This window comes from Aquabacterium humicola, assembly GCF_030167915.1.
Classification (GTDB): domain Bacteria; phylum Pseudomonadota; class Gammaproteobacteria; order Burkholderiales; family Burkholderiaceae_C; genus Pseudaquabacterium; species Pseudaquabacterium humicola.
Genome location: NZ_JARGNB010000003.1, coordinates 327400 through 348422 on the forward strand (window position 1 = coordinate 327400; position 21023 = coordinate 348422).

Here is a 21023-nt window from a genome sequence, read left to right on the forward strand (position 1 = left end):
GTCAGCTGCGGCAGCACGCGGGTTGCCAGGCGCCGATCAGCTGGCGCCAGTAGGAGGCGCGCGCCGGGAAGCCGCGCCCGTCGCCGAAGAGGCCGATGCGTTCGGGGCGGCCGCGGCCGGCGGGCACGCGGTAGGTGCCGAAGACGTGGTCCCACAGCAGCAGCGCGCTGCCGTAGTTCGCGTTCGCCTCGTGCGGCTGCGTGGAGTGGTGCCAGCGGTGGACCGCGTTGGTGCTGAGCAGCCGGTCGAGCCAGCCGCTGGCGAGGTCGACATTGGCGTGCTGCAGCATCAGCACCGGCTGCGTCAACGCGGTGGCGCCCAGCAGCACGACCTCTGGGGCGCCGAGCAGCCACAGCGGCAGCAGGCTGGCCGCGGTGTTGAACAGGTGGTTCAGCGGGTGGAAGCGGAAGTTGTTGAGCCAGTACAGGCGCTCGCTGCCGTGGTGCAGCGCATGCAGCTGCCACAGCAGCGGGCGTTCGTGGTGCAGGCGGTGCATCGTGTACTTGGCGAGCTCGATCCACAGGATCGCGGCCGCGATCTGCAGCGCCAGCGGCCCGTCCTGCGGCCACCAGCCGGCCGCGCGATCACCCAGCAGCGCGATGACGGCGACCGGCAGCGCGGCCTTCAGCAGCGGATCGACCACGCCGATCAGCAGCGCCGCGCTGGTGGCATCGGTGGCCGTGTCGCCGCGCGTTTGGCGCCACGTGGCATCGAAGGGCGCGACGCGTTCCAGCACGATGCCGGCGGCCAGCACGAGCAGGCTCCAGCCCAGCACGACGGCCTCGAGCGGCCATCCCAGGCGCAGGCCGAGGGCGAACGACGCGGCGCCGCCGGCGACGGCCAGCAGGTAGAGGTGGCGGGTGAGGAAGCGGACCATGGTTTTCATCGTGGATCGGGCCGGGGCGAGGTCAGGCGCAGGACGACCGGTTCAGGCCGCGCTCGGGGACGCAGGCCGCGCCCTGGCAGCAGTTCTCCGTCAGGTAGCGCAGCAGCGCGTTCATCTGCTCGAAGGCGGCGCGGTAGATGATGTGGCGGCTGGCGCGCTCCTGCGTCACCAGGCCGGCATGGCTGAGCTCCTTCAGGTGGAAGGACAGCGAGTTCTGCGGCACGTCCAGCGCCTCGGCCATCGTGCCCGGTGTCAGGCCCTCGGCGCCGGCGACGATGAGCGCGCGGAAGACCTGCAGGCGCAGCGGCTGGGCCAGTGCGGCGAGGGCGCGAACGACGGCTTGTTCATCCATAGTTCAAGAATACTGGAAGTATTGACCCAACGCAAGCACCTCTCCCCCTTTGCCCCCATCGGGCGCGACGGCACGGGGGTTGCTTGCGCCGGCGTGTTCAGCGCGCGCCGGCGGCTTCGAGCATGCGCACCATTGCCGCGTGGCCGCGTTCGCGCGCCAGCTGCAGCGGCGTGCGGCCGGCGCGGTCGGCCAGCTGCGTGCTGGCGCCGGCATCGAGCAGCGCGCGCAGGCAGGCCTGGTGGCGCGGGCCGCCGTCGCCGAGCACGATGGCCTCGATCACGGCGGTCCAGTGCAGGTTGTTGACGTGGTCCAGCGGCGCGCCGGCGGCGATCAGGTGGCGCACGATGCCGTCGTGGCCGAGGTGCGCGGCGGCGATCAGCGCGGTGCCGTCGTAGCGGCTGGTGGTGAGCTTCGCGCTGGCGCCCGCGGCCAGCAGCAGGCGCAGGCCGGGCTCGTCGTCGGCCACCGCGGCGATCGTCACGGCGTCGTAGCGGCCGTGCTCCAGCGCCGCGTGGTCTGCGCCGGCGGCCAGCAGCGCGCGCATCGCGTCGTGCCGGCGCGCGAAGGTGGCCACGTGCAGCGGCGTGCGGCCGTGGGCGTCGCGCGCATTCAGCGTTTCGCGCGACGTGGCGATCAGCCGCTCGATGGCCTTGCCGTCGCCGCGCTGCGCGGCGACATGCAGGCCGGTGTAGGCCGCGGCCTCGTCGGCTGTCGGCGGCACCTGCGCACGGACCGGCAGCGCCGCGGCCAGCCCCAGCCCCAGCCCCAGCAGCAGCGCAGCGATGCGAAGGCGCGGCGTCACTTCAGCAGGTCCTTGACCTTGTCGAGCGCGGCGACGGCGCACTGCTCGTCGAGGTGGCCACCCGGCGCACCGCCGATGCCCACCGCGCCGATGACCTCGCTGCCGGCTTTCACCGGCACACCGCCGCCCAGCAGCAGGAAGCCCGGCAGGTGCACGAGGTTCGCGGCGCCGGGGTTCTTCTGCGCGGTGTCCATCATCGCGAGCGTCGTGTTCTTCGCCGATGCCGACGTGAAGGCCTTCTGCAGGCTGGCCTCGACGGTGTGCGGGCCGGCGTTGTCGGCGCGCTGCAGCGCGCGCAGCGTGCCGGCGCGGTCGACCACCGCGACGGCGACCGCGTGGCCGTTGGCGCCGCAGGCGGCGACACCCTGGGCGGCGATCTGGTTGGCGAGCTCCAGCGACATGTTCTTCTCGGTGCGAACGAGCGCCGTCTGGGCCTGGGCCTGCAAGGTGGTGGCCAGCAGCGCGAGCGTGAGCAGCGGAACGGAAGTGATGGTCTTCATGGCGACGTTGATCCTGTGTCCTGTCTGGGAAGGCGGCCGCGGTCCGGCCGTGCCCGGCACTCTAGGAATTCGCGCGCCGTCCCGACATGCGGGCGCGCACGCGCGGCCCTCCGTAGATCTACGGACCCCCGGCGGCACCCTCCCCCGCTTCGGCCAGCGCCGCATAACGCCGGATCAGCTGCGCCAGCGTCGGCGACTCGAGCTTGGCCGACAGGTGCGCGCGATGCGTCTCGACCGTGCGCGGCGACAGCGCGAGCGCCCGCGCGATCTCCTTGTTCGTCAGGCCCGCGACCACCAGCGACAGCACCTCGCGCTCGCGATCCGAGAGCCTGGCGAAACGTTCTCGCGCCTCGCGGTCGGCCGTGTTGCGGCCGCGCACCTTCACATGCGCCCGCACGGCGTCGTGGAGGGCCTCGAGCAGGCGTTCGTCGTCCACCGGTTTCTCGAGGAACTCCGCGGCACCGGCCTTGAACGCGCGCCGGCACATCTCGACCGTGCCGTGGCCGGTCAGCATGATCACCGGCTGGTCGATGCCCGCGGCCTGCAGCTGCTCCAGCACCGTGAGCCCGCTGGCACCGGGCATGCGCACGTCGAGCACGATCGCGCCGATCGACTCGCGGTCGAAGCCGTCGAGGAAGGCCTGCGGATGCGACCACGCGGCCACGCGCAGGCCGACGGTGCCGATCAGCAGCGCCAGCCCGTCGCGCACGGCGTCGTCGTCGTCGACGAGCTGGATCAGCGGCGAGGTGGGGTTCACGTCTTGTCCTGAGTTGACGCGGTGTCCGCCGGCGCGGCCGCCAGCGGCAGCGCCAGCTCGAACTCGGCGCCGCGCGGCGGCGCCGGCCGGACCGCCAGTGTGCCGTGCATCGCGCGCGCCAGCGATTCGCACAGGCTCAGGCCCAGGCCCAGGCCGCCGGGTTTCGTCGTGTAGAAGGGCTCGAAGATCAGCGGCAAGGCGTCGGGCGGAATGCCGGGGCCGCTGTCGCGCACGCTGAGCAGGCCGCGCGCGCCGTCGCGCCGTACGCCGAGCACCAGCCGCCGTTCCGACGCCGGCACCGCCTCGAGCGCCTGCATCGCGTTGGCGGCGAGGTTGTGCACGATCTGCTCGACGGCCACCGCATCGCCCAGCACCGCCGGCGCGTCGCCTTCGATCACCAGCGTGATGCCGCGCCGGCGCGCTTCCGGCGCCAGCAGCGCGGCGGCGTTGCGCACGACGGCCTGCAGCAGCACCGGCGTTTGCGGGCGCGCGGCATCGGGCGCCTCGACCAGCCGGCGCAGCCGCGCCAGCACGTCGGCCGCGCGGCGCGCCTGCGCGGCGGCCTGGGCCATCGCGTCGCGCGCGGTGGCCAGTTCGGGCGGCTGATCGTCGAGCAGGCGCCGCGCCGCCTGGGTGTTGGCCAGCACCGCGGCCAGCGGCTGGTTCAGTTCGTGCGCGATGCCGCCGGCCAGCTCGCCCAGCGTGCCCAGCCGCGCCGTCTGCTCCAGGCGCAGCAGCGCCTGTGCGCGGTCGCGTTCGCGCCGCTGTGCGCGCCGCGTGGCCAGCACCGCCAGCGCCAGCCCGCTCAGCGCTGCCCACGCGGCGAGCCCCCGCCACGGCCACTGCGCCGGGCCGGTCGCGCGCTGCAGCTGCAGCTCGAAGGGCTGGCCCGGGCTGGCCAGCGCCTTCGTGAAGCTGAAGCCGCCGGTCAGGCCCACCGGACGCGACGCGACGGGTTCACCCGGCTGCAGCAGCACGCGCTGCGCGCCGTGCTGCAGCGCGACCTGCACCGGCCCCGCGCGCGGCAGCGGCCAGGTGTCCCATGGCACGGTGCGCTGCAGGTCGATGCGCAGCGCCACGCTGTCCGGCTCGCCGGCGAGCACCAGCGCGTAGCGGCCCTGGGCCGCATCGAAGGCCGCGACCTCGGCGTGGCGGCTGGCGCGCGAACGTGCCTCGGCTTCGCGCAGCGCTTCATCGGGCCAGGCGCCGTCGGGGCGGCGGCGATGCACCGCGAGCAGCTGTGGGTAGATCGCGCCGAGCCGGCGCTCCGCGCCTTGCGGGTCGGCCGCCGAAGACGGCCCCAGCAGCACCAGCGTCTCGACGATCGCGTCGTGCTGCACCATGCGCTGGCTGAGCAATCGGTGCGCGATGCGGGCGTCGGCCTGGAAGGCCTCGCGGCGCTCGGCGATGTCCATCCGCACGATGACGAAGCCGCCCGCCAGCAGCAGGGCCGTCCAGCCCAGCAGCCACGGCAGCGCCCCGCGCGCAGGCAGCGGGCCGCGCGCTTCAGGCACCGGGCGACCCGTCGGCGTCGTGCTCGATCAGCCGCCGCGGCCCGGCGCCGTGCTCGGCCAGCGCATCGCCCGGGTTGCGCAGCCGGCAGCGCTGCAGCGACAGGCAGCCGCAGCCGATGCAATCGGTGAGCTGGTCGCGCAGCGCCTGCAGCTGGCCGATGCGTTCGTCGAGCTCGGCGCGCCAGGCGGTGGACAGGCGCCGCCAGTCGGCCAATGTCGGCGCGCGTTCGTCGGGCAGCCGCGACAGCGCGTCGCGAATGATCTCCAGCGGCAGCCCCATGCGCTGCGCGATGCGGATCACCGCCAGCTTGCGCAAGGTGTCGCGCCGGTAGCGGCGCTGGTTGCCGCCGCTGCGGTGGCAGGCGATCAGCCCCTTGCGCTCGTAGAAATGCAGCGTCGACACCGCGACGCCGCTGCGCTCGGCCATCTGGCCCACGGTCAACAATTCGTTCGGCAATTCACTGCGCGGGTCCCGGCCCGGGACGTCCCGCTTGACCTGAAGTTAAGTTGAGGTTGCAAGCTTCGCGGCATCGTCGTTCACCGTCAAGCACCGCGCCGTCGCCGATCATCGCCATGAGCACCATCCTCACGAGCCGAGAAACCGCCTTGCCCACCCCGCCCGCCGGCGTGTTCTCCCCGTCCTTCGCCGCCGCGTCGATCGGCATGCTGGCGCTGATCTCGATCCTCGCGTTCGAGCAGCTCGCCGTCGCCACGGTGATGCCCGGTGTCGCCGCGGCGCTGAACGACAGCAGCCTCTACGCCGCGGCCTTCGGCGCCGCGGTGGCTGCGGGCATCGTCGGCATGGTGGCGGCCGGCCACTGGTGCGACCGCGCCGGCCCGGCCACGCCGATGACCGCCGGCGCCGCGCTCTTCGTGCTCGGCCTCGTGCTGGCCGGCTTTGCACCGGACATGCGCTGGCTGGTGGCCGGCCGGGCGCTGCAGGGCGGCGGCGGCGGGCTGATGTCGGTGGCGCTGTACGTGGTGGTCGGCCGGCACTATCCGGCCGCGCTGCATCCGCGAATCTTCGCGGCCTTTGCCGGCGCGTGGGTCGTGCCGGCGATCGTCGGGCCGGCGCTGGCCGGGCTGATCGCGCGCCACCTCGGCTGGCGCTGGGTGTTCCTGGCCGCCGCGTTGCTGACCGTGCCGGCCTGGCTGCTGCTGCAGCGCGGGCTGGCCGCGCTGCCCGCGGCGCCGGCGGCGCGCGACGCCCGTGCGCCCGCCAGGCGCGAGATCGTCGCCGCCGTCGGCGCGGCAGTCAGCGCCGCGCTGCTGTACGCCGGCGGCCAGTCGCTCGCCTGGCGCACGCTGGGGCTGGGCGCGCTGGCGCTGGCCGGCCTCGCGCTGTTCGCGCCGCGACTGCTGCCGGCGGGCACCTTGCGCGGTGCACCCGGCCTGCCGGCGGTGGTCGCGCTGCGCGGGCTGGTCGCGGCCAACTTCTTCGCCGCGGAAGTCTTCCTGCCGCTGTTGCTGAGCACCGAGCGCGGCCTGTCGGCGGTGCAGGCGGGCCTGGTGCTGACGCTCGGCGCGCTCGGCTGGAGCGCCGGCTCCTGGTGGCAGGGCCGCGAGGGTCGCGCCCGCGACGACGCGGCCTGCGTGCACCGGCTGCGCACCGGGCTCGGCATGATGGGCGGCGGCACGCTGGTCGTCGTGCTGGCGCTGCTGCCGGCGCTGCCGGATGCGACCGCGGTGGCGGTGACGGTGGCCGGCTGGGTGATCGCCGGCACCGGCATCGGCCTGAGCTTCCCGACCTTGTCGGTGCTGGCGCTGCGCTTCGCGCCGGCCGAGGCCCAGGGCCGCGCGTCGTCGGCGCTGCAGCTGGCGGATTCACTGTTCTCCGCCGTCGGCCTGGCCTTCGCCGGTGCGCTGCTGGCCGCGCTGCAGCCGCAGGCACCGCGGGCGGCCTTCGCCGCCGGGCTGGCGCTGGCGGCGTCGCTGTCGCTGGTGGGCATGGGGCTGGCGTCACGGGCGCGGCGCGCGCACTGACCTCCCTCGAATCAAGGACGGGGCGCAGGGCGGGCGCGTTGTCGTCATGGCGCACGGGGCGCAAACTCGCGCTCATCGTCCGGGGGGCTGCCCATGCCGTCGCGCCGTTGTGCCTTGGTGGGTGTCGCTGTGCTGGGAACCGCGGCGTGGTCGTCGGCGCGCGCCGAGGGCGCGCAGGACACCCTCGTCGCGATGGGTCGCTACCTGCAGGCCGTCGCCAGGCTCTTCGCCGACACCGGTTACCGCGTCGACGGCATCGAAGTCGGGGCCCTCGATGCCGACGTGCGCACCGCCCTGCGCCACGAGATCGCCCAACTCGCGCAGGCGCTCGACGGGCTGCTCGGGCCGAAGGCCGTCTTCGTGCAGGACCTGCGCGGCTACGCGCGGCGCGCGCGTGCCGGCGGCTTCGATTCGCCGCAGCAACGCCGCAACGCGTGGGGCGCGATCCAGCGCGAGGTCGAAGGCATCGCACGGGGCGCGGACGATGTGCTGGAGATCGTCAGCAGGGCCGACTCGCGGCTGGACGTCGTCATTCCGGACGAGGATCGGTTGCGGCTGGGACAGGTGATGCGGCAGCGCCGGCTTCTGCTGAGGCGCTTCCCGGAGATCCCGCCGCCGGAGGCGGCCGGCGAACTGCTGGCGCTCGACGAGATGGTCGAGCAGCACGAGCAGCTGCGCCTGGCCACCGAGCGCTTCCGGCTGACGCTGGAAGGCAAGCGGCGCACGCTGGCGGCCTGAGAAAGCTTCCGAGCAGGCGATGGCCCGGCTGTTCATCTCCTACGCGCATGACGACCGACCGCTCGCGCGCGCGCTGGCGGCGGCGCTGGCGCAGGATGGGCACGAGGTGTGGTGGGACCGGCAGCTGGCTACCGCGGGTCCGTTCCGGCTGCAGATCCAGCAGGCGCTGGACGCCGCGGACCTGGTGCTCGTGCTGTGGACGGCGCGCTCGCGCGTGTCCACCTTCGTCGCCGACGAGGCCGACATCGCGCTGTCCCGCGGCCGCCTGCTGTCGCTGCTGGTCGAAGGCGCGCGGCCGGCGCTGGGCTTCGGTGCGCTGCACGGCATCGCCCTGGCGCAGGGGATCGACCCGGACGACGACGACACCTTCCGCTCGCTGCGCACCGAGGTCGCGCGACGTCTCGCATCCGGGCCGCAGGCCCTGCCCAAGCGGCCGGCCGTGCGCGTCATGGCCGCGGGCGGGGCCTTGTCGGGACTGACGGCCATCGGCTTCGGCCTGGCGCAAGGCGCCGGCCAGGCGCTCGCCACCTCGCCCGGTGCGGCGCTTGGTTTCGGTCTCGAGCACGCGGCGTATGCCTTCGTGCTCTCGATGCCGCCGGCCGCCTTTGCCGCGGTGCGCAGCCGGCGCTTCGGGCTCGGCCGGTTCCGCGCCGTCGCGCGTCCCTACCTGCGCACGCTGGCGGCCGGACTTGTCGTCGCGCTGATCTTCGGTGCCGGGGCGCTGGCAGCGGGGGCCGATGCCGGGCTGGCACCGCAGGCCAGGGCCTGGCAACTCGCCTCGATCGTGCTGTTCGCGACGCTGGTCGCCGCGGCCGCCGTCGGCGCGGTCCGGCTGGCCCTGCTGATGGCGAGCGGCCGCAACGATTGAAACGCCGCGCGCGGCGCGTGCAACCAACGAAGCGTTCGCGCCGGCGGCGCGATACGCGCCTGCGACGGCGGCCGCCGATGCTGCGAGGCATTGCACCTCGCCTTGCCGCCACCGACCGATGTCCACGCTGATCGCCCCCCTCGCCCGCCCCGAGCCGCTGCCCGACACGACCCCCGCATCGGCCGATGACGACCGGCCCGCGCTGGCCTGCCAGCGCCGCGGCGACGGGCCGCTCGTGGTCTGCCTGCATTCGTCCACCGGCAGCCAGGGCCAGTGGCGCGCGCTGGGCGATCGGCTGGCCGACCGCGCGGAAGTGCTGACGCCTGATCTGTACGGCCATGGCCGCAGCCCGGCGTGGCCGGCCGGTGTCGCGAGCACGCTGGATGTCGATGCCGGCGCCGTGATGTCGCTGGCCCGGGCGCAGCGGCCGGGCCTCGCCCGCGAGGGCCTGCACCTCGTCGGCCATTCCTACGGCGCGGCGGTGGCGCTGCGCATCGCGCTGCGCCATCCGCAGCTCGTGCGCTCGCTGACGGTCTACGAGCCGGTGCTGGTCGGCCTGCTCGCGCCGGAAGCCGGCGCGCCGGTCGATCCGGCGCTGGACGAGATCCGCGACATCGCGCGGTCGGTGGCCGCGCTGGTGCGCGCCGGCGAGCTGGCCACGGCGGCGCAGGTCTTCGTCGCCTACTGGGGCGGCGCCGGCGCCTGGCATGCGATGAGCGAAGTGCAGCAGGCCACCATCGTGCACCGCATCCCGACGATCCCGCGCCACTTCGACGCGTTGTTCGCCGCCCGGGCCGACAACCGGCTGTGGCAACGTCTGCAGATGCCGGTGTGGCTGCTGCACGGCAGCGCCACGCGCGCCAGCGCGCGCGCGGTGGCCGAGCGACTGGCGACGCTGCTGCCCTGCGTGCAGCGCGAGCAGATCGCAGGCGCCGGCCACCTCGGCCCGATCACGCACGCGGCCGCCGTGGCCGACGCGATGGCGCTGCCGCTGGCCGCTTCGCTGGCCGCCGGCGCCGGTTGCGAGACCGCCGCCTGAAGCGCGGCCCGTCGCGGGCATCGTCCCCAAAACTGGGGACCGGCCTCGTTCAAATTCAGGATGTCCGCGCCAGACCCGATCGATAGGCTTGCCCGCCAACTACAGGAGGTGGGCCATGGGTCGGTTCGGAGCGGGGCATGTGAAGGCGCCGGCAGCGGCGCGGCAGTTCGTCGGAGGCTGGCGACGCGCGCTGGCGGCGTGGGTCTGTGCACTGGGCGGCGTGCTCGGCCTGCTGGCAGCCGGACCGGCGCTGGCCGCGGTGGTCGTCCAGTACGAAGTCACGTCGCTCGGCGGCGATGACTGGCGCTACGACTACGTCGTCAAGAACGATGGCTCGGTGAGCGAGCTGCTCGAGTTCACGATCCACTTCGACCTCGCGCTGACCAGCAATCTGGCGGTCGCCGGTTCGCCGGCCGGCTGGGACTCGCTGGTCGTGCAGCCCGACGGCGGCATCCCGGCCGACGGCTTCTTCGACAGCCTGGCGCTGGCCGGCGGCCTGCTCGCCGGCGATTCGCTCGGCGGCTTCTCGGTGAGCTTCACCTGGGCCGGCGCCGGCACGCCCGGCGCGCAGGCCTTCGACATCGTCGACCCGGTGAGCTTCGAGGTGCTCGAGTCCGGCACGACGCAGTTCGCCGCGGTGCCGGAACCGGCCACCTGGCTGCTGATGCTGGCCGCGGGTGGCGTCGCGCTGCTGCTGAGCCGGCGGCGCCGCTGGCTCGCGCTGGCCGGCGCCGGCGCGCTGCTGATCACCGCGGGCTGCGGCGGCGGCGCCGGTACCTCGGCGGCGCCGCAGGCCGAGACGGCGCGCATGCGCGCGCTGGCCGTCGGCTCGGGCAACGGCCTGGCCGGCGTGCAGGTCGATGCGCTGGTGCTGAAAGCCGAGCGGCGCGTCACGCGCACGGTCTACGAGTACGACTACCGGCTGCGCATCGCCAACGGCGGCGCGGCGCTGGCCGGCGTGACGGTCGAGCTGGTCGGCGTCGGTGCCGGCACGCAGATCGTCGAGCCCGTCGTCGTCGCCGGCGTGCTGCCAGCGGGCCAGAAGACGACGCCCGCCGACACCATCACGATCCGCCACGACCGCAGCAAGCCGTTGTCGCTGGCCGGCATGAGCTGGCACTTCGCCGTCGCGCCGGTGGTGCAGGGCACGGCCGCGGTCGGCGCCGCGCTGGCGAACGCCAAGGTCACGGTGATCGACACCGCGAAGGCCAACGCCTGCTACGAAGCGCCGATCTACACCAGCGGCGTCGGGCAGTTCACCTGCACCGTGCGAACGGGCCTGGTGGCGCCGCTGCTGGTGGTCGTCGGCGATCCGCAGGGGTCCTATGCGCCGATGGTCAGCATCGTCGAAGCCCTGCCGCCCTCGGGCAGCGCGCTGGTGGCCAATGCCACGCCGCTGACCAACGCGATCGTGTCGCAGCTGGCACCCAACGGCAATGCGCTGGCACTGCTCGACAACCCGTCGCTGATCGACCTCGCCAAGCTCGCCACCATCAAGGCCAACGTGCTGGCGCAGCTGGCCGGCGTGCTGGCCGCGGTCGGTGCGCCGACAGGCTACGACCCGTTCACGACGCCGATCGTCGCGGCGACGCCGAGCCAGCCCGGCAACACCGCCGACCACGTCATCGAGATGCTGAAGTTCAGCTCGGTGGCCGGCGTCAACCACATCGGCACGATCGACAACCCGACGGGCGTGCCGCTGGCCGGTCTCGCGCCGGGTGCGGTGCTGCCGCCGCCGAGCGCCGGCGCACTCGCGCTGGGCAGCACGATGCAGATGATGGCCAATGCGTTCAGGGCCTGTTTCGCGGTGCCGGTGAACCAGCGCGTGCTGGCCACCGACACGTCGATCCCGGCGACCAGCGGCGGCCCCGAGGTCACGCTGCTCGGCGCCGCGTGCCAGAACCACTGGCATGCCGACTACCGCAACTCCGGCTACCGCGCGGGCCAGCGCCACTATGGCCTGCTGCGTGACAGCGCGATGACCGGCGCGACCTTCTCGCTGCCCGAGATCATGCTCTACCGCGACGACACCAGCGCGGCCGACAACGACATCGCGGTGCTGAACTTCCGCTTCCTCGATGCCAACGGCATCGCGCTGAACACGGTCGAGGTCGCACGCAAGCTGCCCGGCAGCGCGACGGCCGCGCATCCCAGCGACTGGTGGCTGCATGGCAACCGCTCGGTGATCGACGCGGTGATCCGCTCGTTCGTGCGCCGCGGCGTGCAGTACGCGCCGAACCCCGGCACGCCGCCGTTCCAGCTCGCGGGCCTGAGCCGGTTCGACACCGGCATCGAGATCTACATCAACAAGGACGGCCCCAACAGCATCGGCCTGCGCGCGGCGCGTGTCACGGGTCCGGGCCTGCCGCCGCCCGGTGTCGTGCTGACGCGGCCGAACCCGGCCTTCATCACCGACCAGACCTGGTTGGGCATCAAGAACAAGAACGGCAACACCGATCCGGCGGTCGCGACCTTCACGAACGACGGCAACGTCTTCCTGCTGCAGCGTTCGCTGGGCCTGACGGGTGCCGCCGCGACCACCGTGCGTCCGAATCCGAACAACGGCAATGGCAACAACACGCAGTTCATGACCTGGGCGCACCCGCTGGACTACGGCTTCCCGATCGGCTCGACGAACTTCATCGACTTCACGCAGCTGGGTGCCGGCAACACCTACAGCGTCGAGTACTTCTATGACGGCGAGATCGCGCCGCGCTACATCGACTCCAAGACCATGCTGACGCCGATCACGCAGGCGATCTCGGCGTGGACGCTGCAGTGGATCGAGAACCTGACGCCCGCCACGCTGGGCTATCTCGACCCGTTCGATCCGAAGGCCCAGGCGCTGACGACGATGAACCTGGAATGGAGCGCCAACCCGTTCTCCGAGACGGTGTCCTCGGCCGGTGTCTACACAAGTGCCAGCGGCCAGGTGGTCAACGACTCGGTGGTCTTCGTTGCGCGTGGCGCCACCACCGCGCAGGCCATCGCGCCGCAGGGGGCGAGCTTCAAGGCGCTGACCGCCGACGGCACCAGCAACCGCAGCATCCAGCTGCGCTACCGCATGCTCGACGGCAGCTACAAGGACTCGACCTGGCGCTACAACTGAACGCGCATCCGTCCGCGCCGCCGGCCGCCTCCTCTCCGAGGGCGCGGCCCTTTCAGTTCAAGGCGCGGCCGGGATCGTCAGCCCGCGCTGCACCGCCGGCCGCTGCAGGAAGGCCTCCAGCACGCGGCCGACCTGCTTGAAGCGGTCGAACTGAACCAGCTCGGCCGCGCCGTAGAAGCCGACCAGGTTGCGCACCCAGGGCAGCACGGCGATGTCGGCGATCGTGTACTCGTCGCCCATGATCCACGCGCGGCCCTCCAGCCGCTCGTCGAGCACGCGCAGCAGCCGCGCCGATTCGGCGACGTAGCGGTCGCGCGGGCGCTTGTCCTCGTAGTCCTTGCCGGCGAACTTGTGGAAGAAGCCGACCTGGCCGAACATCGGCCCGACGCCGCCCATCTGCCACATCACCCACTGCAGCGTCTCGTAACGCGCCATCTGATCGGCCGGCACGAAGCGGCCGGTCTTCTCCGCCAGGTACCAGAGGATCGCGCCGGACTCGAACAGCGCCAGCGGTCGGCCGCCGGGGCCGTCGGGGTCGATGATCGCCGGAATCTTGTTGTTCGGGTTCAGCGACAGGAACGCCGGCGACAGCTGCTCGTTGCGGTCGAAGGCGATGCGGTGCGGCTCGTACGGCAGCCCGAGCTCCTCCAGCAGGATGGACACCTTGACGCCGTTGGGCGTCGGCAGCGAGTACAGCTGCAGCCGTTGCGGGTGGGCGGCCGGCCATTGGCGGGTGATCGGGAAGCGGTCGAGGGGATGGGAGGTCGTCGTCATGGCGGCCGATTGTGCGGGCCGGGGCGCTTGGCCCTGCGCGCGCCAAGGCCTTCGGAAATCAACCAACGAAACGCGGCCGGACGGCGGGTGAAACGGCCCGCCAACGCGGCGCCGCGAGCATCGTGGGCATCGCGCTGCACCGAGGACCGCTCCGCCATGCTTCCCCGTCGAACCTTCCTGCGCTGGCTGCCGCTGCTGGCCGCGCCCGTGGCCATGCTGCCGCCCTCGCCGGCCGCGGCCGCCGGCCCGATGACGCTGCGGCTGCGCGGCACCGACTACCTGCACCGCTGGTCCAAGGACGGCCAGCACGAGTTCACGCCGGCCGACCAGCCCGACCTGCAGGCCTGGCGCGACATGCTGACGATCAACGTGCACCGCGGCGCGGCCACCGGCGAGCAGCTGGCCGAGGTGGCCAACCGCGTCGTCGGCAACTACCAGCGCCACGGCCGCATCCTGCGCACCGATTCGCGCCCGCGCACGGCGCAGCAGCCGGCCGAGCACTTCGTCGCCGCCGCGCTCGGCGACCCGCGCTTCATCGAGGCGGTGTTCGCACGCTTCGTGCTGCGCGACGGCGTCGGCCTGGTGCTGGTGGCGTCGCACCGCGAGTACGGCGCGAAGGCCGGCCCCGCGGCCTCGGCCTGGCTGGGCGCGAACGGCGTGGCGATGGAAGACGCGCTGCGCGCCTGGACGCAGTGGCCGGGCGCGGCCGAGCTCGACAAGCTGCCGGCCCGCAGCGCCTGAGCCTTAGAACACCGACCGAGCGCGCCGCGACCGCGGCATGATGGCGGCATGGCCGCCCTGCCCTGGCTTCCCGTCGCGCGCCGCCTCCTAAGCATCGGGGCGCTGCTGGGCGTGTCGACGGCCGCGCTGCTGGCCGGCTGCGCCACCGAGCCGTCGAAGCCCGCGGTGCCGGTGCTGACGCCGGACGACGCCCGTGCGCTCACCATCCGCGCGCTGCCCGAGCGCCTGGCCGACCGCCGCGGCTGGGCCACCGACACGGTTGCCGCGCTGGCTTCGCTGGAGATCCCGCTGACGCGGGCGCACCTGTGCGCGGCACTGGCCGTCACCGAGCAGGAATCGAGCTTCCAGGTGAACCCGCGTGTGCCGGGGCTGGCGACGATCGCCTGGCGCGAGATCGATGCCAAGGCCGAGCGCCTGGGCATCCCGTCGATCGTCGTGCGCACCGCGCTGAAGCTGGATTCGCCCGACGGCCGCAGCTACGCCGAGCGCATCGACGCGGCGACCACCGAGGGCGAGCTGAGCCGCATCTTCGACGACCTGATCGAGCGCCTCCCGATGGGCCAGCGCCTCTTCGGGCGCTACAACCCGGTGCGCACCGGCGGGCCGATGCAGGTGAGCATCGCCTGGGCCGAGCAGCATGCGAAGCGCCGGCCCTACCCCTACCCGAACGACGGCAGCGTGCGCGACGAGGTGTTCACCCGCCGTGGCGGCCTGTACTTCGGCGTCGCGCACCTGCTGGACTACGACGCCGCCTACGACGCGCTGATCTTCCGTTATGCCGACTTCAACGCCGGCCACCTGGCCAGCCGCAATGCCGCGCTGCAGGCCGCGATCAGCGCCGCATCGGGCATTCCGCTGGCGCTCGACGGCGACCTCGTCGCCCCCGGCCGCGATACGGACAAGCCCGGCGCGACCGAGCTGGCGGCGCGCACCCTCGGCCGCCGGCTGGGCCTGGGCGACGGCGCGATCCGGCGCGCGCTCGAGCAGGGCGACTCGCGGGCGCTGGAAGACACCGCCTTCTACCGCGGCGTCTTCGAGCTGGCCGACAGCGCCACTGGCCGCCGCCTGCCGCGGGCGGTGATCCCGCGCATCGCGCTGAAGAGCCCCAAGATCACGCGGCCACTGACGACCGAATGGTTCGCGCACCGCGTCGACGAGCGCCAGCAGCGCTGCATGACGCGCATGGCGGCCGAGCCGTCCTGATCGAGCCGCTGAACGGGCGGTCCTGATCGAGCGGTCCTGGTCGAGCGGTCCGGGCCGCGCCTGCGATCCGGCTGCAACGATTGCGACGACCCCGGAAGCGCGTCCGAAACGCCGCCCCGCGAGCATGAGGCCTTCACACCTCACCTTGCGGCCACCGGCCGACGAAAGCCCGCGATGCACACGCCCTACCAGGATTCCGCGCTCGACTTCCTCTACAACGGCCTGTTCTGCGACGACCTGTCGCTGCTGACCTCCGGCGCGACCGCCGCCTGGGCGCGCACGCTGACGGCGCAGCCGGCCGACGTGCAGGCGCTGCGTGCGCTGGCCGCCGCGCCGGACACCGAGGCCCGCGTCGCCGCGATGGCGTACCGCCGCCTGCAGGCGCTGGGCCAGCGCGTGCCGGCGCGCGAGCTGCTTGGCGTGGTGCTCGAGGTGCCGATGCAGGGCGGCCGCCAGGACACGCTGGCCGCGTTCCGCGACGGCAGCGTGCGCTTCATCCACAACACCGGCCACTCGACGATCGTCGAAGGCCGCAACGCGCTGCTGCAGCCGACGGTCGAGCGCCTGCTGGCGGCCTCGCAGGCGGTGGTCGACCGCATCGGCCCCAGCGACAAGCCGCGCGGTGCGGCGCCGCAGGTGCACGTGCGCCTGAACTTCATCGTCAGCGATGGCCTGTACTTCGGCGAAGGCCCGATGCAGCCGCTGATGAACGACGGCCTCGCCGGCCCGGTGCTGCAGGCCGGCATCCAGCTGCTCAACGGCGTCACCAGCCTGGTGGCGCAGCCGGCCTGACGGCCGGGCCGCCCGGCGCATGAGGCTGGCCGCTGCGATCGTCCGTTAGAGCCCCAGCTCCTTCAGCACCGCCTCGCGCAGTGCCTGGGCCTCCGGGCTGCCGAGGCGGCGCGGGTGCGGCAGCGTTACCGCGAAGCGGGCCTGGATCGTCGCCGGCCGCGGCGACAGCACGAGGATGCGGTCGGCGAGGTAGATTGCCTCCTCGACGTCGTGCGTGATCAGCAGCACCGTGTGTCGCTCCTCGGACAGCACGCGCAGCAGCTCGTTGCGCATGCGCAGGTTCATCAGCGCATCGAGCGCCGAGAACGGCTCGTCCATGTACAGGATGTCGGGCTTGACGACCAGCGCGCGGGCGATCTCGGCGCGCTTGAGCATGCCGCCTGACAGCTCGTGCGGGTAGGCCTGCTCGAAGCCCTTCAGGCCGACCATCGCCGCATAGTGGTCCGCCAGCGCGGCCTGCGCCGCCGGGTCGCCGTGCGTGAGGCCGTTGAGGCCGAACATCAGGTTCTGCTGCACCGTCAGCCACGGGAACACCGAGCCGTGCTGCGAGATCACGATGCCCTTCGGCCCCGGCCGCCGCAGCGGTTCGTTGTCGACCAGCACCTCGCCGGCATCGGGCCGCTCGAAGCCGGCGACGATGTTCATCAGGGTCGACTTGCCGCAGCCCGACGGGCCGACGATGGCGACGAACTCGCCGTCGGCGATCGAGAAGTCGACGCCGTCGACGACCGGCAGCGGGCCTTTCGCGGTGGCGAAGGCCTTGCGCAGCGAGCGCACGTCGATCTTGGGGGATTGCTCAAGCGGCCGCCGCGGAACGGCTGAAGCCGGGCCGCTGGCGGCGCCCCCTCGAGGGGGCAGCGCCGCAGGCGCTCCGGGGGTGGTCATTTCAGCGGACATAGCGCCACCTCACGGTCTTCAGTCGCTCGAGCAGGCGCGTGCCGGTATCCAGCAGCAGGCCGATGGCGCCGATGATGACCATGCTCGCGATCACCAGGTCGTAGCGGTTGCCGGCGTTGCGCGAGTCCATGATCAGGTAGCCCAGGCCCGAGCGCAGCGCGATCATCTCGGCCGCGACGACCACCAGCCACGCGACGCCGATGCCGATGCGCATGCCGACGATGATCTCCGGCAGCACCGCCGGGATCACCACCTGGCGGAACAGCACCGAACGCGAGACGCCGAAGTTCGCCGCCGCGCGCAGGTAGCGGCGCTCGATGGTGTGCACGCCGGCGGTGGTTTGCACGATCATCGGGAACACCGACGAGATGAAGATCAGGAACACCGGCGAGACGTCGCCGACGCCGAACCACAGGATCGCGATCGGGATCCACGCGATCGGCGAGATCGGCCGCAGCATCTGGAAGATCGGGTTGAAGGTGCGGTAAGCACCGCCGACCCAGCCCATCCACAGCCCCAGCGGCACGGCGACCAGCAGCGCCAGGCCGAAGCCGATGCCGACGCGGGTCAGCGACGCGCCGATGTGCTCCCACAGCGTGCCGTCCTCGACCAGCTCGGCCGCGCCGGTCACCACCTGCCAGGGCGTCGGGAAGATCGCGCTCTCGGTGCGCACGACCACCCCCCACCACACGGCGATCACGATCGCCATCACGATCAGCGGCGGCACGATGCGCCGCACGCGTTCTGTCAGGTCCATCACTGAGAAGGATCTCCTTTGTCTTTCATCCGCACGAGGTTCAGCGTCGGTTCGCTGCCGCGTGCGATCCAGGCCTGCCAGCGGCGCTCCAGGCGCTGCGCGCGCCATTGCAGCCGCGGCCAGCCTGACTCCGGCGCCGGATCGACGATCACGCTCATCTGCCCGCTGGCATGCGCGGTGCAGGCGAAGCTGTAGGTCGACGCGGTCTCGAATGGCAGCCGGAAGCTCTGCCCGGGCATGATCAGCACCGGGCCGAAGACCTGCGGCACCTCGTCGCGGTTGCGCAGCAGCAGCACGTCGTTCAGGCCCAGGGTCAGGCGGATCGTGTCGGGCAGGATCTCCACCTTGTCGCCGGCCATGCGCCGCGCCCACGTGCCCTTCGGGATCTCGAAGGGTTCGTCGCGGTCGTCGAGCGCGATCGGCGCCAGCGCGGCCCAGCCGAGCGTGCCGCCGACGAGCGCGACGACGACGAGCAGCAGCAGCGCGAGGCGCCGCGACGACAGGCCCATGATCCTCACAGGGCCCCCTTGGGCCTGCGGCCCGTCCCCCCGAGGGGGAGCGAGCACCTTCGGAGCGGCCGGGCGGTGCTCACTGCCCCAGCAGGATGCGCAGGTCGTGCACGTAGTCCTTCGCGCTTCGGCCGTAGGGCATCATCGCGCGCAACCTGCCGGCGCGGTCGATGAGGTAGACCGACGAGGTGTGGTCGACCGCGTAACCGGCGCCCATCGGCACCTTCGTCGCGCTGACGCCGTAGCGCTTGCGCACCTCGGCCAGCCCCTCGGGCGTGCCGGTGGCGCCGACGAAGCCGGCATCGAAGGCCTGCACGTAGGCCTTCATCGTCTTCGGATCGTCGCGCTCGGGGTCGACGGTGACGAACATCACCTGCACGTCCGAACCGGCCGGGCCGAGCGCGCGGCGGGCCTCGGCCAAGGTGGCCAGCGTCGTCGGGCAGACCGCGGCGCAGTTCGTGAAGCCGAAGGACATCACCAGCACCTTGCCCTTGAAGCGCGCGGGGCCGAGGTCGGCGCTGCCGTCGGAGCCGCGCAGCGCGAAGGCGGGTGCGGGCGCGGCGGGCTCGAAGACGCCGGCCTTCAGCGTCGGCGCCGGCGCGGCGCGCACGCCCGTCGGCGCGAACGGTGCGGCGAAGCATGCGGCGAACAGGGCCGCGGCGAGCAGTCGGCGGCGCATCACAGGTTGATCGCTGCCGCGCGCGCGGCCTTCACGAAGCTCTCGTCCATGTACTTCTCGTAGGCCACCGGGCTTTTCAGCGTGCCGGCCTCGATCGACAGCTGCATCAGTTCCTCGAATTCGCTGCGGATCATACGCAGGTCGCCGTAGGTGACGCGGTCGGTCGGGTTCTCCATCACGAAGCGGATGATGTTCGGGTCCTGGTTGAAGAACTTGCGGCCGGCGGCGATGGTCACCGCCTTGTTGCGGTTGTCCTGCTTCTGGTCGAGCCAGATGCCGGCGCCCTGCACGTAGTTCACCAGCTCCTGCACCAGCGGCCGGTCCTTGGCGATCAGCTCCTCGCGCACCGTCAGCACGCAGCAGATGTAGTTGCGCCACTCGTCGCGCGTCATGCGCAACGGGCGTGCATAACCCGCACGCTGAGCGGCCGCGCCGAAGGGCTCGCCGGTGCAGTAGGCGTCGACCGCCTTGGCGTACAGCGCGGCCGGCATGTCCGGCGGCGCCATCTCGACGATGACGATGTCCTTGGGCGTCATGTTCTCGCGCGAGAGCATCTTGCGCAGGAACAGGAAGTCGACCGCGAAGCGGCTGGGGATCGCGATGCGCTTGCCCGCGAGGTCGCGGAACTTCTGGATCGTCGAGTCGGTGCGCACCATGATCACCGCCCCCGAGCGGTGGCCGAGCGAGACGATCTTCACCGGGATCTTCTTGTCCGCGAGGTCCATCACCAGCGGCGCCAGCATGTAGGCGGCCTGGATGCGGCCGGCCATCAGCGATTCCTTGATCTCCGGCCAGCCGTTGTACTTGCTGAACTCGAACAGCGGCCCGCCCGCGGCGGCCTTGGCCATGCAGGCCACCGGCAGCGTCAGGTTGCAGGTGACCGGCAGCCCGCCGACCTGCAGGGGCGCGTTGGCCGCGAAGGCGGACGCGCCGAGGGCCGGGCCGGCGGCCGCGATGGCACCGGCCTGCAGCAGGCGGCGGCGGGAAAGCGAAGACGGTGGAAGCAGGGTCACGGGAAACGGCGGTGGTCGGTGGCGCCAGGGCCGGATTGTCGGCCATCGCACTGCCCGGCCGGGGCCGGGTCCTCCCCATGAACGCGCTTTCAGAACATGAGCAATATTTCTTATGTCGACTACATGGCTGGCCCGACTTACCGTCCATTCGCCTGCGCGATCACCCAGAACAGGGGCCGGCCGCCCGGTCAGCGGCAGCAGCGGAAAGCGAGGCCCGCGCTCAGGCCCCAGGCCCGGGTCGACCTCGCCAGCGGGCTGAGCGCGGCGTCGCCGATCAGGCGCGAGCTGCCACCGCCGACGAACATCACCCAGTCGGCGTCGAGCGCGGTCGTGAAGACCCCGCCGGCATGCACGTCCTTGCCGCCGGCGCCCGGCATGAACGACGGCAGCCCGACGGCGGCCGATTGTTGCGGCGTGATGCCGTAGTAGCTGCGCAGGTGGCGCGCGTCGCCGAAGTCGACGCCGGCACCGGCCGACAGCTCGGTGCGCGGACTCAGGCGCAGCGTGTAACCGAGGCCCAGGCTCGCGACGGCGCCGCCGTCGCGCCCCAGCAGGTCTTGCGACACGCTGGCCCCGGCGCTCCACTGCGTCCCCAGCTTGTAGGCAGCGTACAGGCGCCCGCGCAGCGTGCGCTCCACGTCCGGCAGTCCCCGCAGGTAGTCCGAGCTGGCGGCGCGGCGGCCCGAGTCGACCCGCAACGACAGTCCGAGGCGCAGGCGGTCGGTCTCGATCAGCTCGGCGGAGGCGCCGGGTCCCGCGGCCGCGCCGCCGAAGTCCAGCAGCGCCCCTGCGCCGCCGGTGCTGAAGCGCCAACGTCCGAAACGAGCGGCCAGCAGCGGGCGGGTCTTCAGCACCTGCCGGTCCGAACCGGGGTACTCCGGCGTCCCGACCATGGCGGCGCCCAGGAGCCAGCGTGATTCGGAAGCGTTGCCGAGCGCCTGCGCGACCGCCCGAGCGCCCGGCAGCAGACCCAGCGCGACGAACAGCCCGGCAGCGGCCAGGCGGCGGTTTGCAAGGGCATGGTCCACGGGGCTCTCCACACGGCATCGCCGCAGCGGCCCAGTGTTGGGGCCGGCGGTTAAGGTCCGCTTAAGCGCATCCGACCGCTCG

The 21023-nt window shown here is 72.8% G+C and carries 22 protein-coding genes; 8 read left to right on the forward strand and 14 right to left on the reverse strand.

Annotation, left to right across the window (positions count from 1 at the left end):
* Window position 1: 1 nt before the first annotated feature.
* The 7 genes from P1K89_RS17585 to soxR form a co-directional block, all read right to left on the reverse strand.
* Window positions 2–886 (reverse strand): sterol desaturase family protein, encoded by an 885-nt coding sequence (locus P1K89_RS17585; protein WP_284617783.1) that lies wholly within the window; start codon window positions 884–886, stop codon window positions 2–4.
* 22 nt (window positions 887–908) lie between these two features.
* Window positions 909–1238 carry an ArsR/SmtB family transcription factor gene (locus P1K89_RS17590; RefSeq protein ID WP_284617784.1) on the reverse strand — a complete coding sequence of 110 codons (330 nt, stop codon included), beginning with the start codon at window positions 1236–1238 and terminating at the stop codon, window positions 909–911.
* A gap of 97 nt (window positions 1239–1335) precedes the next feature.
* Window positions 1336–2040: an ankyrin repeat domain-containing protein gene (locus P1K89_RS17595; RefSeq protein WP_284617785.1), complete on the reverse strand. Its 705-nt coding sequence runs from the start codon at window positions 2038–2040 to the stop codon at window positions 1336–1338.
* Window positions 2037–2540 carry a GlcG/HbpS family heme-binding protein gene (locus P1K89_RS17600; protein WP_284617786.1) on the reverse strand — a complete coding sequence of 168 codons (504 nt, stop codon included), beginning with the start codon at window positions 2538–2540 and terminating at the stop codon, window positions 2037–2039. The genes P1K89_RS17595 and P1K89_RS17600 overlap by 4 nt, the downstream gene beginning before the upstream one ends.
* 118 nt (window positions 2541–2658) lie before the next feature.
* The gene (locus tag P1K89_RS17605; RefSeq protein WP_284617787.1) at window positions 2659–3297 is read right to left on the reverse strand and encodes a response regulator transcription factor; all 639 of its coding nucleotides are present in this window, start codon (window positions 3295–3297) and stop codon (window positions 2659–2661) included.
* Window positions 3294–4811 carry a sensor histidine kinase gene (locus P1K89_RS17610; protein WP_284617788.1) on the reverse strand — a complete coding sequence of 506 codons (1518 nt, stop codon included), beginning with the start codon at window positions 4809–4811 and terminating at the stop codon, window positions 3294–3296. The genes P1K89_RS17605 and P1K89_RS17610 overlap by 4 nt, the downstream gene beginning before the upstream one ends.
* Window positions 4804–5268 (reverse strand): redox-sensitive transcriptional activator SoxR, encoded by a 465-nt coding sequence (soxR, locus tag P1K89_RS17615; protein ID WP_439898002.1) that lies wholly within the window; start codon window positions 5266–5268, stop codon window positions 4804–4806. The genes P1K89_RS17610 and soxR overlap by 8 nt, the downstream gene beginning before the upstream one ends.
* Window positions 5269–5384: 116 nt before the next feature.
* Here soxR and P1K89_RS17620 point away from each other — a divergent pair, with 116 nt between their 5' ends.
* From P1K89_RS17620 to P1K89_RS17640, 5 genes are all read left to right on the forward strand, one after another.
* Window positions 5385–6794, forward strand: coding sequence for an MFS transporter (locus P1K89_RS17620; RefSeq protein WP_284617789.1), 1410 nt, complete (start codon window positions 5385–5387; stop codon window positions 6792–6794).
* A gap of 129 nt (window positions 6795–6923) precedes the next feature.
* Window positions 6924–7532, forward strand: coding sequence for a hypothetical protein (locus tag P1K89_RS17625; protein WP_284617790.1), 609 nt, complete (start codon window positions 6924–6926; stop codon window positions 7530–7532).
* Window positions 7533–7551: 19 nt separating this feature from the next.
* The gene (locus P1K89_RS17630) at window positions 7552–8400 is read left to right on the forward strand and encodes a toll/interleukin-1 receptor domain-containing protein (RefSeq protein ID WP_284617791.1); all 849 of its coding nucleotides are present in this window, start codon (window positions 7552–7554) and stop codon (window positions 8398–8400) included.
* Window positions 8401–8518: 118 nt separating this feature from the next.
* Window positions 8519–9439: an alpha/beta fold hydrolase gene (locus tag P1K89_RS17635; RefSeq protein WP_284617792.1), complete on the forward strand. Its 921-nt coding sequence runs from the start codon at window positions 8519–8521 to the stop codon at window positions 9437–9439.
* 115 nt (window positions 9440–9554) lie between these two features.
* On the forward strand, window positions 9555–12548 hold the full coding sequence (locus tag P1K89_RS17640; RefSeq protein ID WP_284617793.1) for a PEP-CTERM sorting domain-containing protein: 2994 nt from the start codon (window positions 9555–9557) through the stop codon (window positions 12546–12548).
* Window positions 12549–12605: 57 nt separating this feature from the next.
* Here P1K89_RS17640 and P1K89_RS17645 read toward each other — a convergent pair whose 3' ends face one another.
* Window positions 12606–13322 carry a glutathione S-transferase N-terminal domain-containing protein gene (locus P1K89_RS17645; protein ID WP_284617794.1) on the reverse strand — a complete coding sequence of 239 codons (717 nt, stop codon included), beginning with the start codon at window positions 13320–13322 and terminating at the stop codon, window positions 12606–12608.
* 156 nt (window positions 13323–13478) lie between these two features.
* On the opposite strand from P1K89_RS17645, the gene P1K89_RS17650 reads away from it, so the two are divergent.
* From P1K89_RS17650 to P1K89_RS17660, 3 genes are all read left to right on the forward strand, one after another.
* Window positions 13479–14063, forward strand: a complete 585-nt coding sequence (locus tag P1K89_RS17650) for a hypothetical protein (RefSeq protein ID WP_284617795.1) — start codon at window positions 13479–13481, stop codon at window positions 14061–14063.
* 48 nt (window positions 14064–14111) lie between these two features.
* Entirely contained in the window at window positions 14112–15266 is a 1155-nt protein-coding gene (locus P1K89_RS17655; protein ID WP_284617796.1) for a DUF1615 domain-containing protein, read from the forward strand.
* 174 nt (window positions 15267–15440) lie between these two features.
* Window positions 15441–16058, forward strand: coding sequence for a hypothetical protein (locus P1K89_RS17660; protein ID WP_284617797.1), 618 nt, complete (start codon window positions 15441–15443; stop codon window positions 16056–16058).
* A 45-nt stretch (window positions 16059–16103) separates the two neighbouring features.
* Here P1K89_RS17660 and P1K89_RS17665 read toward each other — a convergent pair whose 3' ends face one another.
* The 6 genes from P1K89_RS17665 to P1K89_RS17690 form a co-directional block, all read right to left on the reverse strand.
* Window positions 16104–16835, reverse strand: coding sequence for an ABC transporter ATP-binding protein (locus P1K89_RS17665; protein WP_284617798.1), 732 nt, complete (start codon window positions 16833–16835; stop codon window positions 16104–16106).
* 109 nt (window positions 16836–16944) lie between these two features.
* On the reverse strand, window positions 16945–17712 hold the full coding sequence (locus P1K89_RS17670; RefSeq protein ID WP_284617799.1) for an ABC transporter permease: 768 nt from the start codon (window positions 17710–17712) through the stop codon (window positions 16945–16947).
* Entirely contained in the window at window positions 17712–18221 is a 510-nt protein-coding gene (locus P1K89_RS17675) for a cupredoxin domain-containing protein (protein ID WP_284617800.1), read from the reverse strand. Before P1K89_RS17675 ends, P1K89_RS17670 begins: the two co-directional genes overlap by 1 nt.
* A 79-nt stretch (window positions 18222–18300) precedes the next feature.
* Window positions 18301–18900 carry an SCO family protein gene (locus P1K89_RS17680; protein ID WP_284617801.1) on the reverse strand — a complete coding sequence of 200 codons (600 nt, stop codon included), beginning with the start codon at window positions 18898–18900 and terminating at the stop codon, window positions 18301–18303.
* Window positions 18900–19913 carry an ABC transporter substrate-binding protein gene (locus P1K89_RS17685; RefSeq protein ID WP_284617802.1) on the reverse strand — a complete coding sequence of 338 codons (1014 nt, stop codon included), beginning with the start codon at window positions 19911–19913 and terminating at the stop codon, window positions 18900–18902. Before P1K89_RS17685 ends, P1K89_RS17680 begins: the two co-directional genes overlap by 1 nt.
* A 188-nt stretch (window positions 19914–20101) precedes the next feature.
* Window positions 20102–20941: a MipA/OmpV family protein gene (locus P1K89_RS17690; protein ID WP_284617803.1), complete on the reverse strand. Its 840-nt coding sequence runs from the start codon at window positions 20939–20941 to the stop codon at window positions 20102–20104.
* Between the last annotated feature and the right edge of the window lie 82 nt (window positions 20942–21023).

Bases quoted from the DNA above. Each gene is read 5' to 3' on its own strand.
- P1K89_RS17585 (WP_284617783.1), bottom strand. From the start codon at position 886: ATGAAAACCATGGTCCGCTTCCTCACCCGCCACCTCTACCTGCTGGCC.
- P1K89_RS17590 (WP_284617784.1), bottom strand. From the start codon at position 1,238: ATGGATGAACAAGCCGTCGTTCGCGCCCTCGCCGCACTGGCCCAGCCG.
- P1K89_RS17600 (WP_284617786.1), bottom strand. From the start codon at position 2,540: ATGAAGACCATCACTTCCGTTCCGCTGCTCACGCTCGCGCTGCTGGCC.
- P1K89_RS17620 (WP_284617789.1), top strand. From the start codon at position 5,385: ATGAGCACCATCCTCACGAGCCGAGAAACCGCCTTGCCCACCCCGCCC.
- P1K89_RS17630 (WP_284617791.1), top strand. From the start codon at position 7,552: ATGGCCCGGCTGTTCATCTCCTACGCGCATGACGACCGACCGCTCGCG.
- P1K89_RS17635 (WP_284617792.1), top strand. From the start codon at position 8,519: ATGTCCACGCTGATCGCCCCCCTCGCCCGCCCCGAGCCGCTGCCCGAC.
- P1K89_RS17640 (WP_284617793.1), top strand. From the start codon at position 9,555: ATGGGTCGGTTCGGAGCGGGGCATGTGAAGGCGCCGGCAGCGGCGCGG.
- P1K89_RS17645 (WP_284617794.1), bottom strand. From the start codon at position 13,322: ATGACGACGACCTCCCATCCCCTCGACCGCTTCCCGATCACCCGCCAA.
- P1K89_RS17650 (WP_284617795.1), top strand. From the start codon at position 13,479: ATGCTTCCCCGTCGAACCTTCCTGCGCTGGCTGCCGCTGCTGGCCGCG.
- P1K89_RS17655 (WP_284617796.1), top strand. From the start codon at position 14,112: ATGGCCGCCCTGCCCTGGCTTCCCGTCGCGCGCCGCCTCCTAAGCATC.
- P1K89_RS17660 (WP_284617797.1), top strand. From the start codon at position 15,441: ATGCACACGCCCTACCAGGATTCCGCGCTCGACTTCCTCTACAACGGC.
- P1K89_RS17670 (WP_284617799.1), bottom strand. From the start codon at position 17,712: ATGGACCTGACAGAACGCGTGCGGCGCATCGTGCCGCCGCTGATCGTG.
- P1K89_RS17675 (WP_284617800.1), bottom strand. From the start codon at position 18,221: ATGGGCCTGTCGTCGCGGCGCCTCGCGCTGCTGCTGCTCGTCGTCGTC.
- P1K89_RS17680 (WP_284617801.1), bottom strand. From the start codon at position 18,900: ATGCGCCGCCGACTGCTCGCCGCGGCCCTGTTCGCCGCATGCTTCGCC.